The sequence below is a fragment of the Shewanella phaeophyticola genome (genome assembly GCF_025398315.1).
In the GTDB taxonomy this organism is placed as follows: Bacteria; Pseudomonadota; Gammaproteobacteria; order Enterobacterales; family Shewanellaceae; genus Shewanella; species Shewanella phaeophyticola.
Map to the genome: position 1 here is coordinate 3332243 of NZ_JAODOQ010000001.1, position 16953 is coordinate 3349195.

The window sequence follows — 16953 nt, forward strand, 5'->3', positions numbered from 1 at the left end:
GACTTAGGAGAATTTGATGCTTACTATCAATAAGCTAATTAACAAAAATCGATTATCAAATCAGTCGATGATGTTATTGCTAATTATCATGCTTGCTAGCATGTTAGTACTTACCGGTTGTGACAGTGGCGCGAGCGATAGCACAACTGACACAACTGAAGTTTCCAGTTCAACAGACACTGATACCGACACTGACACAGACACAGACACAGACACTGATACCGACACTGATACAGATACTGATACTGATACTGAAGTTGATGATGCTGATTTTGAAGCCACAGACTGGACAGATGAAACGCACAGTAAAGATGTCGATCCCAATTTTGATGAAGTGTTTAGCGACACCGAAGTTAAACGCTTTGACATTGTCGTCACCGAAGAACGTTGGGAAAGTATGTTAGATAACATGACTGAACTTTATGGCGAGTTCGGTCGAGGTTCATCAAGTAGCTTAAGCGATACTGAAGATCCTATTTTTGTGCCTGCTGAAGTCTTTTATAACGACACTCAATGGTATCGCGTTGGTATCCGCTTTAAAGGTAACTCTTCACTGCAAACCAGCTGGCAGCAGGGTATTTTAAAGCTCGCCTTTAAACTCGATTTTGATGAATATGAGGATGATTATCCGCAAATTAAAAACCAGCGTTTTTATGGTTTTAAAAAGTTTAGTTTAAAAAATAACTATAACGACGAGTCAATGCTTCGTGAAAAAGTTGCTGCTGATGTATTTAAAGATGCGGGACTCGCCGTATCACACACCGGCTTTTATACTTTATACGTCGACCATGGCGACGAGCCAGAATACTTTGGTTTATATACGCTAGTAGAAGAAGTGGATGACACCGTAATCGACACGCAATTCTCAAGCGACGATGGCAATTTATATAAGCCTGAAGATGATGGTGCCATGTTTGTTGAAGGTTCGTTTAACCAAGACGATTTTGAGAAAAAAACTAACGAAGACGATGAAGACTGGTCTGACATTGAAGCGCTGTTTAGTGCACTGCATGACGACACCTATACTAGCGATCCTGCCACATGGCGCACCAATCTAGAAGCGGTATTTGATGTTGATGTATTTTTAAAATACTTAGCAGTCAATGGCATTATTCAAAACTGGGATACTTATGGCATCATGCCACACAACTATTACTTGTATAACGACCCTGACACCTCAAAGTTAACCTGGATCCCATGGGACAACAACGAAGCGTTACAAGACGGTAATCAAGGTGGTGCATTGGCGTTAGACTTCTCAGATCTTAATTCAAGCAGCTGGCCGCTTATCTCAAAACTGTACGCAGATGATGTATACCGTGAGCAATATAACGAATATATACTTGAGGTGATTAGCGATGCATTTGAAACCAATAAAATGCAAGCCAACTATAATGCCTATTCAGCACTGGTTGCCCCTTATGCCACAACAGAAATATCTGGCTACACCTTCTTAGAAAGTACCAGTGATTTTTATAACGCAGTCGATGAGTTGTTAGAACACGCAGAAGACCGCGCCACAGCAGTTGATAAATACTTAGATACGCAGTAATTAAATATTGCCTGATAAAAAAAGCGAGCCGAGCAGAATAAACTCTGCCAGGTTCGCTTTCTCATTTTAGCCTGTAAATATAAGGTGTTTGGCTTAAGATTCAACTGAAGCGTTATATTCATGTACCTTTCGGTAAAGTGTTGCTATGCCTATTTGTAAAGCTTCAGCGGCTTTGTGTTTATCGTTATCACACAACTCAATCGCCGACAAAATATAATCGCGCTCGACATCTTTCATTGGCTGAATTTGATCTTTAAACTTAACTGCAACCGAGGCGGTCGAGACTTCGTAAGGCAAATCAATCGGCTCAATCCATTCTCCCTGGCACAGTGCGACTGCGCGCTCCATTGCATTTTGTAATTCACGCACATTACCTGGCCAAGCATAATTCAGTAATTTTTGTACTGATGCCCGCGATAATCCGGTAATCGTGCGATCCATTTGTTCGCAAAATTTATACAAAAACTGATTAGCTAACGGCAGTATATCTTCGCCACGATTAGACAAGGGTGGGATATCAAGCTCAATCACCTTAATGCGATACAGCAAATCAAGCCTAAAGCGACCAGCCTCGACCTCTTCCTCTAAATTGCGGTTGGTTGCGGCAATAATTCGGATATCAAATGGCCGAGAGATATTTTCACCTACACGCTTCACCTCACGCTCTTGGATTGCCCGAAGCAGCTTAACTTGCATGTTTAGGCTGGTCTCACCTATTTCGTCTAAAAATAATGTGCCGCCTTCCGCCTCTTCAAATAACCCTGCCCGCGCGCGATCGGCACCAGTAAATGCTCCTTTTACATGGCCAAATAATTCAGACTCGAGTAAGGTTTCACTTAATGCGCCACAATTAACAGTAATAAATGGTTTGTGTTTACGCTTTGAGCACAAATGAACATATCGACTCACATACTCTTTGCCCACACCGCTGTCACCAGTCACCAAAATAGACGAGTCAACTTTAGCGACTCGACGCGCCATATCCATCAGTTTTAACATTGATGGACTTCGCACCACAAAACCAGGTGTGGGGTCAATATCGCCATTAATAAAGGCTAACTGCTGTTTTTTACGGTTAAGTCTTTCTTCTAACTTTTGAAAATCCTCAGTCAATTTAACCAATATCTGATTACTGTCCGCGATTTCAAAATAAGGTAAATGAGGGGTTAGTTTATCGCCCCAATTTTCTTTAAATCGACCAACAACATGACAGGTCTTTGAGCCACTAGCACAACAACTGTCTTCGATAAAATACACCTCACGGCCAGTGCGATAGGTCTCATAACCACTGGCAAATCCAACGAGTGTCCAACAGACTCCTGTTTCAGACTCACCAATGAGGTCTAGGTGCTGTTCGGCCTCATAAGAGTTAACAATGGTGGATTCAATGATTGGTATATCACCCTCGCCATCGCTGATCTTGATGTCGATGGTATTCACTAAACCAAACAACCGGTGCAGATGCTCGCCGCCAAAACCTTCGGCAACCACTTCCGGAAATTCTTTATGTAACATCTCCGCCGTTCGCCATCCATGAGCATAACCAAAGCGGGTTAAAATCTTTCTTGCACCACGTTGACCTAGGGTTTCAATAATTTCTTTTCTTAATAAACCTAATGCTAAAGCATCAAAAATCAATACCCTACGTTGCATAAAACGAACAAGTGAGTCAGTTGGCGAAATCGTCAGTAACTCTTTTAACGTTAATTCCTTTGCCTTCATCAAGCAGTACCAAATTTATTATCACTTTGATAACACTACTACCAAAGTGATAATTACGGCTTCATAAAATTGTCTTATTTGAGACGGGGTTCAAAAATAATCGCCTGTTTTTTTTGGCACGCTCTTTGCGATATTGGGTTAAGGCCACTTAATTCGGCCGCCAACAAAAATGGAGAATGTTGCAATGAAATTTGAAGACAAAACTGAACTGACCAATGAATCTCGCCGTGGTTTTTTAAAAGGCACAGCAGTAGCAAGTGCGGTAGCCGTTGTCGGTTCCACAGTTCCTGGCGCAGCAATGGCAAGTAGCATGTCGATTGGGAAAAATGTGAAAGATGAGCATAAATGGAGCTGGGAAGAACCAGCAGAACCCATTGCTAAACGTCATATCAAAAATGTTGTTGATACAGACATCGTTGTTATTGGTGCTGGTCTTTCAGGTCTTTCAGCTGCACTTTCTGCCGCTCAATTAGGTGCGAAAGTCGAAATCATTGAAAAAAACAAAGTGCCAGCTTTCCGCGGTGGTCATATCACAGCCGTAAACAGTAAAGTTCAACAGGCCATGGGGATCAATAATGATGCTCGTCAAATCCTCCGAGAAATTGTTGCATGGAACCTTGGCCGTGTTGATGAGACATTAATCAAAGAGTTTTTCAGTCGTAGTGGTTCAGCAATGGATTGGGCGACTGACATTGGAAGAAAGCATGGTTTAGAAGTCACCATGTGGGAAGGCTATTATAAAGGTCCTGATTATACAGAATACCCAGTAACTCATTTCTTCCACGAAAAAGATGCCGATTTATCTTATGTTTACGGCCAATCAAACGGTATCGGTAACGCTACAATTGTACCTGTTTTAGCAAAAGAAGCAGTTGCTAATGGCGTCAATATTAATTACAAAACACCGTCGGTTCAAATTCTTCGTGATGCTGAAGGCAATGCGATGGGCGTCATTGCAGGTAAGCGAGGTAATTACACCCAGTTCAATGCCAAAAATGTGATTATCGCGACAGGCGATTACGCTTCAAACACTGAAATGTTACAGCGTTACTCTCCATTTTCTTTAAAAGCGGATGCACAAATCTATTTCCCCAATAAGTGTAATACTGGCGAGGGCATCACCCAAGCATTACAAGCTGGCGCAGTGATGCAACAACATGAACCACATGGGGCTGTCATCCACCTTGAAGCGGGGGCTGCCAGTTACGGTTTCCTACACGTAAATACCAACGGTAAGCGTTTTAAAAATGAAGACGTGAACACTCAATCTAAGAGTTGTACAAAAGAGCTACAACCTGATGGCGTAGCATGGATCGTTTACGATAAAGATTGGGCTGATCAAGTTAAAGCGCAGGTTGATGGCAATCTAGCTGGTGGTCTATTTTACGGCCAAATGTGGCAACCATGGGGCAAAGGATGGAACAAAGAAATTGAGCAAATGACTCAAGAAGCACACATCAAAGATGGTAAGGTTGTGGTAGCCAACTCTGTTGCTGAACTTGCCCAAAAAATGGAAGTTCCCGTCGCAGAGCTTGAGAAAACCATTGCCCGTTACAATGAACTTTATCAGCAACAAAATGACACGGATTTTGGCAAGCGTAAAGAGTTGCTCACCCCAATTCTTAAAGCGCCATTCTATGCCGGTAAACTTTACAGTACACTCCTCACTGTGTGTGGTGGTTTGGGCACCGACTCTAGCCTGCTCGTTAAAGACAAAAACAACAACTCCATCCCTGGTCTGTATGTTGTAGGTGCCGCTCAAGGCGACTTCTTCTCTAATGACTATCCAACCTTGTGTCCTGGCATTGGCCATGGTCGCTGCCTTACCTACGGTCGTATGGCGGGTATTTTAGCCGCTGGCGGTGACGTAGATAAACTTTTACCTGCTATCGAAATCTAAGTCTAACTCACCTATACGTTACTCAGCAGTCCAACAGTGCTGGGTAACGTATTGAGTTTAAGGTTGTATTCGTGAAAAAACTCACTCTACTCACCAAAGTGGTACTGCCTTTTTGGTTACTACTGTCTATGTCGGCACACGCCGATGAATCCTGTGCGCAAGGTTGCCACATTATCAAGCCTTACGAGGATGGGATCAGCAACGCTAACTTACTTTCATCAAAACATATCGCCAATGGCGTCACTTGTACTGATTGTCATGAACAAGATGACGAAACGCGCAAAATGGAAGCCGACGCTTACGCAAACGGCGAATATGATGACCCAATGTATACCAGAGAGTTTGAAAATGATTTCTGCTTACGTTGCCACGAAGATTATGAAGCACTTGCTGAAAGAACCAAAAATCTAGAAGAAGAGTGGGGAATTAACCCTCATGAATCTCATCTAGATCCTGAATGTTATCAATGCCATAAATCTCACCAACCTTCTACCGTTGTTTGTGCCGAATGTCATATGGGCGAATGGGACAAACGTATGCCTGAGGGGTGGGAGCTAAAAAATAATGGATAAAAATACAAAAGCTTAATCACCAAAAAATGAGTTGGTATTTAACTAACCTTTATGCGCTGTAATCACTTAAGCCGTGCCTACTGCGTAGGAGAACAATATTATGAACACAAAATTAACTCGAACAGCATCAACAATCGCTTTAGCTTGCGCATTAACATTCAGTGGTAGTGCATTGTCTGCAATTTCTGGATCTCACTATTCAATCGGTACAGAAGGTGTTGAAGCAGGTACGCCTCCACCGCCTGGCACACATTATCGTCTGTACAACACATTTTATGAAGCCGATACCTTAAAAGATAACAAGGGTAATGATGTACCTGTAGATTTTGATCTTAGCGTTTTTGCTCAAGCACACCGGTTTGTCAAAGTAACCGACTATAAATTACTAGGCGCTAATCTGACTTACAATATTATTGTACCAGTGGTAAAAAAAGACATTTCAATTACCGGATCATTTGATAATGCATCTGACTTTGAAGTCGGCGACATGATCCTCGAACCATTAGCCCTGTTCTGGTATAACAAGCAATTTGATGGTTTACTTGCCATTGCAGCGGTGGCACCGACGGGAGATTATTCTTCCGATAAACCAGAGTCTGTCGGGCTGGGGTACTGGTCTGGTTTGATTACCGCTGGCGGAACATACTATTTTGATGAAGACCGCAGCTGGAGCTTTAGCGCATTAACCCGTACCTTATGGCACGGTCATCAAGATGACACAGGCATCCGCCCTGGTTCAGAATTTATGGTGGAAGGCGGTATTGGTAAAAACATGATGTTCGATGGCCAATGGATCGTGCGGCTCGGCATCAACTATGCCGCGTCTTGGCAAATCAGTGACGATAGCAAAGACGGAGTAGGTACTTTAGCCAGCGAACGTAAGCAAGTTTATGGTATTGGTGCTGAAATCAACGTCATGTATCTGCCTTGGTTATTACAAGCAGATTTACGTTACTTAAGTGAGTTCGATGCTGAAAATACCGCTGAAGGCGACAGTATTACATTGACCGTCACCAAATCGTTTTAACTGATTAACCTCAAATTTGATGAAGATATGAATAAATGACATTGAGACTACCTACATTCAATATCTCATTTTCAAACTTGAACGTGACCTTGTTGTGGGTGCAAAGCGCGGTTTGATATGCATTTATATCCAAAGCCGTTACTGAATCAACAAGGTTAAAAGAATCAAACCCATCATCACTATGGTGGGTTTGATTTTAACTGACACCAACTAACCCCTTTCACTATCCAGCGTTAATTTTACGCGTTAGGTGCCGCTTTTATACTCTGGTAATAAAACACATACACCTCAATAGCCTCTAGTTAATCCCCATAAAGCTTATTGGGGAAACATACCCAGCAATTGGCTTCTTATACCATTTCCATTAATTATGTGACCAATCAGAGTCGCTCAGACTGTTCAGTTTGAGGCGCATTGTTGAAATAATGGTTATTCCCTTCTAAGGCAATGCAACAAAGAAATGGACTGTCTGAGCGTCTCCTGCAAGGCGGGTTTCTGTGCCTTCTATGCTGCTTAATAGTATTTTGACGTACGACTGCATGGATGCAGGAGGTAGAGCAACGCAGGAGCAGTTGCCGAGAGCAACTATGCCTACAATCCTATTACTTGCCTAGAAGGCACAGAATTCCCGCTGAATGACCAGATAATTAGTGGAATTGGTATTAAAGCGATAAAAGTCAAAGTAGCATTCAATAACCATCACAGTAATAAACAAGACTGACTCTCACTTCATACATCAACCAAAGCCCGTTTCAACCTCAAGCAAATTCAGCCAAAACAAAGCTAGGTTAGCCATAAAAACACAATTCGCATCGTGCAAAAAATAACCAGCTACACTTACCGGTTACATCTATACTGTTTTAAATAACTAAAATGTTATCTCTATCGGATTGTTTTTTTATACGTTAAAAGGAATTGCTAAGTTTTCATGATGATACTCAATGATAAAAAATTGGTTAACCTCATAAAATACACCCCAAGTATTGTCGTCGGATTTTTCGCTATTACAGTCAATGTCATTATCATTAAAGACAATCAAGACAAAGCCAATGCAAGTATCCAATCCCTTCGTGACGACATTATCGAAAATAATAAAAACACCATAAAACAGTCTACCGACAAGGCATACGACTATATTTTGTATAAAAAAAGAGGGGTTATCGATGAGCTAAAAACCTTGTCTCAACAACGCGTGAATGAAGCACACGCAATAGCAATGAATATCTATAACAACAACCAAAACAAACCCCAAACAACGGTCACAAAGTTAATCACAGATGCACTGCGACCCATTAGGTTTTATCAAGGACGAGGTTACTTTTTTATCTTTCAAATGGATGGGGTTAACATACTGCATGGGCTCAAACCCTATCTTGAAGGCGACTCAGCCTGGGATGCTCAAGATCTTCGCGGAGCATACATCCTAAGAGAGCACATAGCCTTAATAAAACAACAAAATGGAGAAGCGTTCTACGATTGGTGGTACCAAAAACCGGGAGAACCTATACAAAAAGAATATCAAAAAATTGGATTCGGCAAGCATTTCGCCCCCTATGACTGGTTTATTGGCACGGGAGAATATATTGCCGATATTGAAAACGATCTAAAAGAATCATTGCTAAAATCGGTTATTGATTTTGAACACACTGAAAACCAAAGCTTATTTATCATCGACACTCAAGGCAACATACTCGCCAATGGGAACAAACAACATAATCTGGCATTGTTAACCCAATCCAACGCTGCGTTAACGCAAAAAATCGCCTCAGAAGCTATCACACAAGGCAGCTTCATGGCATTAAACAAACAAACGGCTAACACAACCAATAACAGCAAAACAGAAATAGGCTATCTCAGAAAAATTGAAGGTTGGGATTGGGTCATTGGATCGTATTTTAATGCTAGCCATGTCAATAGATACATCGAAATAAAACAACAAGAAGCGCAAGCACTTAATCAAAAAAAACTATTCAACATCATATCATTAAGTGTGTTTTCAACTCTTTTTATGGTGGGTGTGTCGCTTATAGTCAGTAGCTTAATTACCCGTCGCTTTAATCGCTTTCAGCAACGTATTGAACAGAACATTAATGCACTGGAAAACTCAAAGAAAAAACTGCACTACAGTGCATTGCACGACGCATTAACAGGCTTGGCAAATCGCTCTTTATTGATGGAAAAAATAAATGAAGGCATTAAATCTGCAAAACTACACAATCAACTCCTTGCCGTTGTGTTTATTGATCTTGATGACTTTAAAAGAGTGAATGACTGTAATGGTCATAGCGCAGGCGACGAATTATTAAAATCTATTGCCCAAAGGTTTAAGCATGCGTTTGACTTAAACGACACAGTGTCACGCTTTGGAGGTGACGAATTTGTATTTTGCTTCCCACAACTTAACCATATTAATGAAGCTTATTTAAAAATCGAAAAAATACAGCAATTATTTGAAGATAAATTTATCATCCATGGGCACGAAATAAAGACCCAATGTAGCATTGGCGCCAGCATGTACCCAGCTGATGACCATCATGCTGAAGGCCTTATTCATAAAGCAGATATAGTGCTCTATAAGTCTAAAACTGAACTAAAAGGGAGTACGACTTTTTATCATCATCAGTTAAATGAAGAGCTGCAATACAAATATTTACTCGAAAACAAGTTAAAAGACGCGCTCAGCAATCAGCAAATATTTGTGCTTTACCAGCCACAAATAGATGCCACAACTGAGAAAATAGTCGCAGTTGAAGCACTCGCCAGGTGGGGACATCCAACCCTGGGCACCATTTCGCCGACTGACTTTATCGGTATCGCTGAAGAAATAGGGCTCATTAAACCAATAGGCTTATTTGTATTTACTCAGGCCTGCAAAGACATACTAAGCATTTCTCCTAATGGGCCAAATGCAATTAAGGTGTCAATTAACATTTCGCCCAATCAGCTTATGTCAGCTGATTTTATCGAATCAATGACTCAGATTACCGATGAAATAGGCATACAACGTTGCAGAATCACCTTAGAAATAACCGAAAATGTCATGCTAAATGAATTAGGGAAAACATATAACATTTTAACTGAGCTGAAAAAACGCAATTTTTGTATCTCACTCGATGACTTTGGCACCGGATTTTCATCATTAAGCTATTTAAATATGTTGCCCTTCGATGAATTAAAAATAGACAGCTGTTTTATCAATAACATTACCGTGAATGAGCAAAGTAAAACTCTAGTTAAGTCTATTTTAGCAATAAGCGATGCATACAAAATGATCACTGTTGCAGAAGGTGTAGAAAGAAAAGAGCAACTCATTTTGCTGCAATCTCTTGGTTGTCATTTAATCCAAGGCTTCTACTTTGATAAACCTTTAACCTTAGCTCAACTGCAAAAAAAATTGCCTAAAACTCAATCTTAATCAGTTAAAACCACAGTGAATAACGCCACCTACCACGCTTTTTCCTGCTAATTGGCTATCAACAAGGTCATTAAATAACCCGAAGGCCAATCTAAGCGCAATAAAAAAGCCCTAAAAATTAGGGCTTAAATTTGTGACTCAATTAGCGCTACTTAGCCGCGTTAATTTTGCGCGCCTGGTGCAGCTTTTTATAACTTTCAATCAAGCGTAAGTGAGGCTCAATACCTTCAAGCTTAATGCTGGTTTTAGTCAGACCATAAAAACGTACCGTACCGTTAACCGAGCCCACTACGTTGTCCATGACCTCTTTTCCAAACATGCGAGTAAAGTTACCGATAAAATGCTCAAGTTCTAACTCTTCATCGAGGGTCACTTCAAGCACAGCATTGACAGCTTGATAAAACAAACGGCGTTGTACCGTATTGTCGTTAAACTGCAAAAACTCTTCAACCAATTCAAGCGCGTCTTCGTGCTCACCTAGTGCCAAATAAATCAAAATCTTTAACTCGATAATGGTTAACTGGCTCTCAAACGGTGTTTTCATCAAACACAATGCCAATCAAAGTTGGGATATCGGTTTGATTATCTAATTGGCTTTCTTCTAAACGGTTTACCAACTTAGACAGGGCTTTTGTGCTTAACGAATGCAGATTTAAAATATCTTCACGGTAGTTGAGTGATTTGTTGGTGTTATCCCAAATCAAATCGTCCACTGGGTACACTTCAGAGTAATCAGGTACTAAAATACGACATGCTGATGCACCTAAATCAGTAAACTCAGCAATGTACACTTCGCGGCTCATGTCTTCTAAAATACCAAACAGCGCCTTAGCTTCTTGCTCGTTAGTGCCACTAAAATCCCATTCACAGAATTCATAATCAAATTTGCTACTAAAGAAACGCCAGGAGATAACCCCAGTTGAATCAATAAAGTGCTCTACAAAGTTTTCAGGCTCAGTCACCGCCATGCTATTAAACGTCGGCTTTGGCACATCATTTAAGCCTTCGAAACTGCGGCCTTGTAACAGCTCAGTTAAGCTACGCTCTAATGCCACTTCAAAGCTTGGGTGTGCACCAAAAGAGGCAAATACACCACCAGTACGCGGGTTCATTAAGGTAACGCACATCACCGGGAACTGCCCGCCTAATGAAGCGTCTTTAACCACAACAGGGAAGCCCTGTTCTTCTAAGCCTTTAATACCAGCCAAAATACTGGGGTACTTCTCTAACACTGCCATTGGCACGTCTGGCAGCACAATTTCTTGCTCAATAATTTGACGTTTTACTGCACGTTCAAAAATCTCAGACAAACACTGAACATGAGCTTCTTGTAAGTTGTTACCCGCACTCATGCCATTACTTAAAAACAAGTTTTCAATCAAGTTAGACGGGAAGTAAACCGTTTCACCATCTGACTGGCGAGTGTATGGAATCGCACAAATGCCGCGTGCTTTATTGCCAGAGTTAGTGTCAATTAAGTGCGAGCCGCATAACTCTTCATCTGGGTTATAAATATCTAGGCAATATTCATCAAGTAAGCCTGTTGGCAGCGCGTCATCGTCTTCAAGCGCAAACCATTTCTCATTTGGGTAATGCACAAATTCGCTATTAGCGATTTCTTCACCAAAGAATTGATCATTATAAAAGAAGTTATTGTTTAAACGCTCAATAAACTCGCCTAAAGCAGAACATAAAGCGCTTTCTTTAGTGGCACCTTTGCCGTTAGTGAAACACATAGGCGATGCGGCGTCACGAATATGTAAAGACCATACGTTAGGCACAATATTGCGCCACGATGAAATCTCAATCTTCATCCCAAGATCGGCTAATAACCCAGTCATGTTTTGAATGGTTTGTTCAAGCGGTAAGTCTTTACCTAAAATAAAGGTATTGCTGTCACCATCGGGTTGCCCCATCAACATCGCATTGGCGTCAGAGTCTAGGTTTTCAACGGTTTCGATTTTAAATTCTGGGCCAGTTTGCACCACTTTTTTAACGGTACAACGGTCAATAGAGCGTAAAATACCTTCACGGTCTTTATCCGAAATATCATCTGGCAACTCAACCTGAATTTGAAAAATTTGGTTATAGCGATCTTCAGGATCAACAATATTGTTTTGTGACAGCCTGATGTGCTCAGTTGAGATATCACGGGCCTTACAGTACACCTTGATAAAGTAAGCCGCACACAATGCAGACGAGGCTAAAAAATAATCAAAAGGACTTGGGGCAGAACCATCACCTTTGTATCGAATAGGTTGGTCTGCCGTAACGGTAAAGTCGTCAAATTTGGCTTCGAGTCTCAAATTGTCGAGAAAATTTACTTTGATTTCCATTGAATATGTCCACAGTCGTGCACAGCCAAACGGCCAGCTTGTCTAAATTAGGGGGAATTATCGGTGTTTTTGCCGCAATAGTCTTGGGTTAATTGCCTAAAAGTGCGCAATTAGCTTAATTGTAAATAATCTGTAGGTAGATCTGTTTAGAGAATGCCTGTTCACGAAACATCTCAACGGCCTAGGTTGTCATCACATGATGGGACATATTGAGATGAAAAATAAAAAGGCCACTTATCGTGACCCTTTGTTATGACTCGCGGCAAATCATGACTCTTCAGGGAGCCCGACATGCATATGACCAGACTTGTAGTCTATGGTTAACACAAAGTGTTTAAGGATATCATAACCCACTAGACCTTTAATATTTTTACCCTTAATGCGCGACAAGCCACTTCTATCCTGTACTCGATATAAACTCACTTTGGCCATCGGCAGGCACGCTAGATTGGACATTTTCAATAGTAAATGGACCAAACTTCACTTCAGGTAAGCGAAAGTTATCGATGCTGGCAATGTTATTAACACCGTAGCCTGTACTCGATTGTGAACCATATAAACTTAACCAATTAGAACCTGTAGCCAATGTCCGCTTTAAAAACAAACCACTGTTATTACCCGTATCAAGAATAAGCCAGGCGTTCTTTTCACCATTTAATTCTACTTTAACAATTGGTTGACCAGTTCCTCGGTCGATCTGCATCTCAATATTCTTAAGCTTTGCTAAATCGATTGAGTCTCGCTCAAATAATCTCAAACGATTGTTAGGATAATCAATTTGAAAAATAAATTTTTCAAGTAAACCCGCCCCCAATAATAACTGCACCTCATGATGACCTAAACGTAGACCAACGAGCTCATCTAGCTCAAGTTCGGCTCCAAATAATTTAACATTCACATTGTTATAAAGTTGGCGAGTTTCAGTGCCATAAACACCTTTAATATCAACCTTGCTTCCCTTGGCAAATTCAAACTTATTTTTATTAATGAAGCTGATATTGATTGCATTAACCTGAGACCCACTGTCGAGTATCGCCTTTCCTTCAACGCCATTAATCGTCACAGGAAGGTTGATGTGACCATTGATCACTTCAAAATTAACCCAATTAGTAACGGCAAAAGAGTTAAAAGAAGCAATGGTAACGACCACGAATGTCAGTAATTGCAGTATTGTTGAACGCATCGATTTTCCTTAATCTTGCACAAAAAACAGCTCAACAATTTATTAACAAAATAAACAAAAGTCAATAACTTAGATAAATGAAGATCATCATTGATATCTTTATTATTAAGATAAAGATAGATTTTGATAGGGTGTTTTCACCCAGGACAATCAGGGGGATGACTCCCCCAATTTGTAGGTAAAGTAAATCTCTTTCTAACGAATGGTAATATTTCTGCCGAAGTATTCTTCAGCCTCATATTTTTCAATCACTTTTTCTAGCGTATCGTTGTTGTTATCCATCACCAATTTATGCGAAATCGCACTCAAGGCAATCAAAATATCCTTACACTCGATTCGCGCTTTCATTACCGAACCTGACGCTGTTCTGAGTACTTGAGAAAGCAATTCATGGTTTTTACCAATCAATGCCAAAATAAAGTGAATCATCACTTCAGAGCACAAATCTTTATCTTCAATTGTACTCGGCCTAACGACTTTTTCTAAGTAGTCTTCTTCTTTGCCTGCTGGGACAAATCGTTGCACCCAGTAAAAATAATCTTCATCATAAATGATCGACTGAATAGGTTTCATGAATTTTTCGTCACTCGAAATCTTCTGAAACAGCGCTTTCTTATCGTCATCAGAGATATCAATTAGCTCATCACCAAATTCATTGTTAAGTAGGGTGACAACCGCTTGTAACTCTTTAAGTAGTGACACATTACCTGATGTCATTTGATTGTAAGCATCGCCCACTTCATCAATGTTACGCTGGAACACACCAATGTACTTATCGCCCTCTTCAATCGCATCAAGCAACGGAATTAAGCTATACCGTCTAACCTGAATGAGCTCATAAAATTGACCTAGTTCTAAACGAATGGCTTGTAAACGGTCGATGGCTTTTACTAAAAAGTTCTCGTCTCGCTTAAGTGCCGCATTTAAACGGGTAAAGTCTAATTGGTCATTAACTTTACGCACTCGGTTATCAATCATATTTTCATATGCTTGAGTTTCATTAATCAACACAGAAAACTTATCTTCCATCTCAAACAGTACATCTTGCACTTTTTTTAGACTGGTCGAACGTACTTGTTGGTTAATTCCACGTGCTTTTTCTGCTTCTGCTTGCTTCTTTTCACGTATCACCCAAGTAATTGCCGCGCCAACAATCGTAAGACTTGTCGCCATATCAAAACCAAGCTGAACATTAGTAAACCATGGACTCATGTTTTTCCCTTAAATGTCATTTGTTTATAAGTGCAAAAATAGTAATAACGGATCCAAAATAGAATGTCACCCGTAAATCGATAAAAACACGGTAAAACTCACATAAAAATGTGACATAAAGCATATATAGCTCGATTGATAATTTTTACAAATGAACATTTAACAAGATAAGAATCAATAGAATAAGCCACTATGTTAAATAAAATAGTTGTTATAGTATTAATTTGAGAACATTGGCGGATTCAGTTCAACAACCGGCTCAAAAACTCAAATCGGCACCTTTCACAAACCAATATAAAAATAAATCTATATATTACAGTTATACCAATTCCAGCAATTATCTGGTCATTCAGCGGGAGTTCTGTGTCTTCTAGGCAAGTAATAGGATTGTAGGCATAGTTGCTCTCGGCAACTGCTCCTGCGTTGCTCTACCTCCTGCATCCATGCAGTCGTACGTCAAAATACTATTAAGCAGCATAGAAGGCACAGAAACCCGCCTTGCAGGAGACGCTCAGACTGTCCATTTCTTTGTTGCATTGCCTTAAAAGGGAATAACCATTCTTTCAACAATGCGCCTCAAACTGAACAGTCTGAGTGACTCTGATTGGTCACATAATTAATGGAAATGGTATTAGTTAAAAACAAAAGCGTGATACCAATCAGGATAAATAAGTGATCAGAAATTGCAGCTAGCGAGTTGTTCTAACTTCAAAATTTCTAACGAAGTTATAAGCGATGTTAACCAGTAAGAATGATCACATTCTTGTGCTGATGAGTATGATATTCACAGAGTAAAAAGAAGATAAAACAGTCGTACGGATAAGTGCGAAAATGAGGTGGGGTAAGCAATAACACAAAACAGCTAAGATTAAACGCAGTAAAGGATAAACAAACGAGAGGTAATAGGTAAATGAAAGGCAAAAAAAAGCGCAAACAGTCGCTAGACTATTTGCGCTATCTTACAAAGTAAGAGTTACTCAGCTACTACGTTAGCAGCTTGAGTGCCTTTTTGGCCTTGCTCAACTTCGAAAGATACTTTTTGGCCTTCAGCTAAAGTCTTGAAACCTTCTGAAGCGATTGAACGGAAGTGAACGAACACGTCAGCGCCGCCGTTATCAGGAGTGATAAAACCAAAACCTTTATCTTCGTTGAACCATTTTACTAAACCAGTAGTTTTAGACATGTTATGTCCCTTATATAATTAAATTAATCAATCTGTCGCGAAAATGCGATGCGCTCAATCTTGAATTATTGAATGGCACGATGAAGCTAAGGGAAACACAGAGGATAACAACGATAACGAAGATTCTAAGGCTTTTCTTTTACTTGATGTTCATTAATAACTCTGAATGTCAGAGCGAGGCTGATGTTACATGAGTTTTGAATATTGTAAAGGTTTTCTTTTAAACCAAGCCAATGTATTAAATTATTATGTGCTTATGCCAGATTTAACGGCCGCAACAGATTATCGACAAGACCTTATAAATCAGCATTAAAGCGTGCCAATCTCGCCTCGACAAGCGTACATTCGGTTAACTGCATTAATTCAGCTAATGTCACTCCAGGGTTTTGAATGATTAATCGATGTAGCTTAGCGTCTAACGACTCTAATTTATCAGCATGTGCTAACAATGTAGTAGAGACTTTACTCACCAGATAACGAAAGCCCTCATCACCCAGAGCTTGTAAACCTGCCACAAACGCTTGAACACGTAGCGCGTTGCCAACAAGTACCCAATGACGGGAGCGACGCACTCGCTTAAGCTCACAGTCATATTGCACCGCTATTGCTTTAGCTTGTTTGGTTTTTTCGCCACCGATACGATGAATTAACGAGGGTAAATTAATTGTAATCTCATTGGCTATGTCACTCAATTACTCCCCTCCTGCTGTCGCAAACACCTGACACCATAAAAAAACAAACGTCTTGTTACCATCAAGCTTGCCACAGGCCGAGCGTTATATATACCCATACCCATATCATTGCCAATGTAAGCCTATTTATGCGTTATAATGCCGCTCAACATAATGCAC

Annotated in this window: 11 protein-coding genes and 1 pseudogene; 5 read left to right on the forward strand and 7 right to left on the reverse strand. The window is 40.4% G+C overall.

All coding sequences use genetic code 11. The features are described 5' to 3' along the window. The first annotated feature begins 16 nt into the window (after positions 1–16). Positions 17–1552, forward strand: coding sequence for a CotH kinase family protein (locus N4T56_RS15435; RefSeq protein ID WP_261733852.1), 1536 nt, complete (start codon positions 17–19; stop codon positions 1550–1552). A gap of 93 nt (positions 1553–1645) precedes the next feature. On the opposite strand, the gene N4T56_RS15440 is transcribed toward N4T56_RS15435, so the two are convergent. Then, on the reverse strand, positions 1646–3274 hold the full coding sequence (locus N4T56_RS15440) for a sigma-54-dependent Fis family transcriptional regulator (protein ID WP_261733853.1): 1629 nt from the start codon (positions 3272–3274) through the stop codon (positions 1646–1648). A 184-nt stretch (positions 3275–3458) separates the two neighbouring features. Between N4T56_RS15440 and N4T56_RS15445 the strand changes: the two genes are divergently transcribed. The 4 genes from N4T56_RS15445 (at position 3459) to N4T56_RS15460 (ending at position 10188) form a co-directional block, all read left to right on the forward strand. Continuing rightward, positions 3459–5174 (forward strand): FAD-dependent oxidoreductase, encoded by a 1716-nt coding sequence (locus tag N4T56_RS15445; protein ID WP_261733854.1) that lies wholly within the window; start codon positions 3459–3461, stop codon positions 5172–5174. A gap of 71 nt (positions 5175–5245) precedes the next feature. Then, positions 5246–5746: a cytochrome c3 family protein gene (locus tag N4T56_RS15450; RefSeq protein ID WP_261733855.1), complete on the forward strand. Its 501-nt coding sequence runs from the start codon at positions 5246–5248 to the stop codon at positions 5744–5746. Between the two features lie 100 nt (positions 5747–5846). After that, positions 5847–6773 (forward strand): SphA family protein, encoded by a 927-nt coding sequence (locus tag N4T56_RS15455; RefSeq protein ID WP_261733856.1) that lies wholly within the window; start codon positions 5847–5849, stop codon positions 6771–6773. A gap of 928 nt (positions 6774–7701) precedes the next feature. Beyond that, positions 7702–10188: a bifunctional diguanylate cyclase/phosphodiesterase gene (locus N4T56_RS15460; protein ID WP_261733857.1), complete on the forward strand. Its 2487-nt coding sequence runs from the start codon at positions 7702–7704 to the stop codon at positions 10186–10188. A 148-nt stretch (positions 10189–10336) separates the two neighbouring features. On the opposite strand, the pseudogene N4T56_RS15465 reads toward N4T56_RS15460, so the two are convergent. The 6 genes and pseudogenes from N4T56_RS15465 to N4T56_RS15490 form a co-directional block, all read right to left on the reverse strand. Beyond that, a pseudogene (locus N4T56_RS15465) lies at positions 10337–12524 on the reverse strand (OsmC domain/YcaO domain-containing protein). 267 nt (positions 12525–12791) lie between these two features. Next, positions 12792–12914, reverse strand: coding sequence for a hypothetical protein (locus N4T56_RS15470; RefSeq protein WP_261733858.1), 123 nt, complete (start codon positions 12912–12914; stop codon positions 12792–12794). Positions 12915–12921: 7 nt separating this feature from the next. Then, the gene (locus tag N4T56_RS15475) at positions 12922–13707 is read right to left on the reverse strand and encodes a pepsin/retropepsin-like aspartic protease family protein (protein WP_261733859.1); all 786 of its coding nucleotides are present in this window, start codon (positions 13705–13707) and stop codon (positions 12922–12924) included. A gap of 195 nt (positions 13708–13902) precedes the next feature. Then, positions 13903–14919: a hypothetical protein gene (locus tag N4T56_RS15480; protein WP_261733860.1), complete on the reverse strand. Its 1017-nt coding sequence runs from the start codon at positions 14917–14919 to the stop codon at positions 13903–13905. A gap of 973 nt (positions 14920–15892) precedes the next feature. Then, on the reverse strand, positions 15893–16102 hold the full coding sequence (gene cspE, locus N4T56_RS15485; protein WP_261733861.1) for a transcription antiterminator/RNA stability regulator CspE: 210 nt from the start codon (positions 16100–16102) through the stop codon (positions 15893–15895). Positions 16103–16398: 296 nt separating this feature from the next. Beyond that, a complete protein-coding gene (locus N4T56_RS15490; protein WP_261734846.1) occupies positions 16399–16785 on the reverse strand; it encodes a ribosome recycling factor family protein in 387 nt (128 codons plus the stop codon). Positions 16786–16953 lie beyond the last annotated feature (168 nt).

Bases quoted from the DNA above. Each gene is read 5' to 3' on its own strand.
- cspE (WP_261733861.1), bottom strand. From the start codon at position 16,102: ATGTCTAAAACTACTGGTTTAGTAAAATGGTTCAACGAAGATAAAGGT.
- N4T56_RS15445 (WP_261733854.1), top strand. From the start codon at position 3,459: ATGAAATTTGAAGACAAAACTGAACTGACCAATGAATCTCGCCGTGGT.
- N4T56_RS15460 (WP_261733857.1), top strand. From the start codon at position 7,702: ATGATGATACTCAATGATAAAAAATTGGTTAACCTCATAAAATACACC.
- N4T56_RS15480 (WP_261733860.1), bottom strand. From the start codon at position 14,919: ATGAGTCCATGGTTTACTAATGTTCAGCTTGGTTTTGATATGGCGACA.
- N4T56_RS15440 (WP_261733853.1), bottom strand. From the start codon at position 3,274: ATGAAGGCAAAGGAATTAACGTTAAAAGAGTTACTGACGATTTCGCCA.
- N4T56_RS15455 (WP_261733856.1), top strand. From the start codon at position 5,847: ATGAACACAAAATTAACTCGAACAGCATCAACAATCGCTTTAGCTTGC.
- N4T56_RS15435 (WP_261733852.1), top strand. From the start codon at position 17: ATGCTTACTATCAATAAGCTAATTAACAAAAATCGATTATCAAATCAG.
- N4T56_RS15475 (WP_261733859.1), bottom strand. From the start codon at position 13,707: ATGCGTTCAACAATACTGCAATTACTGACATTCGTGGTCGTTACCATT.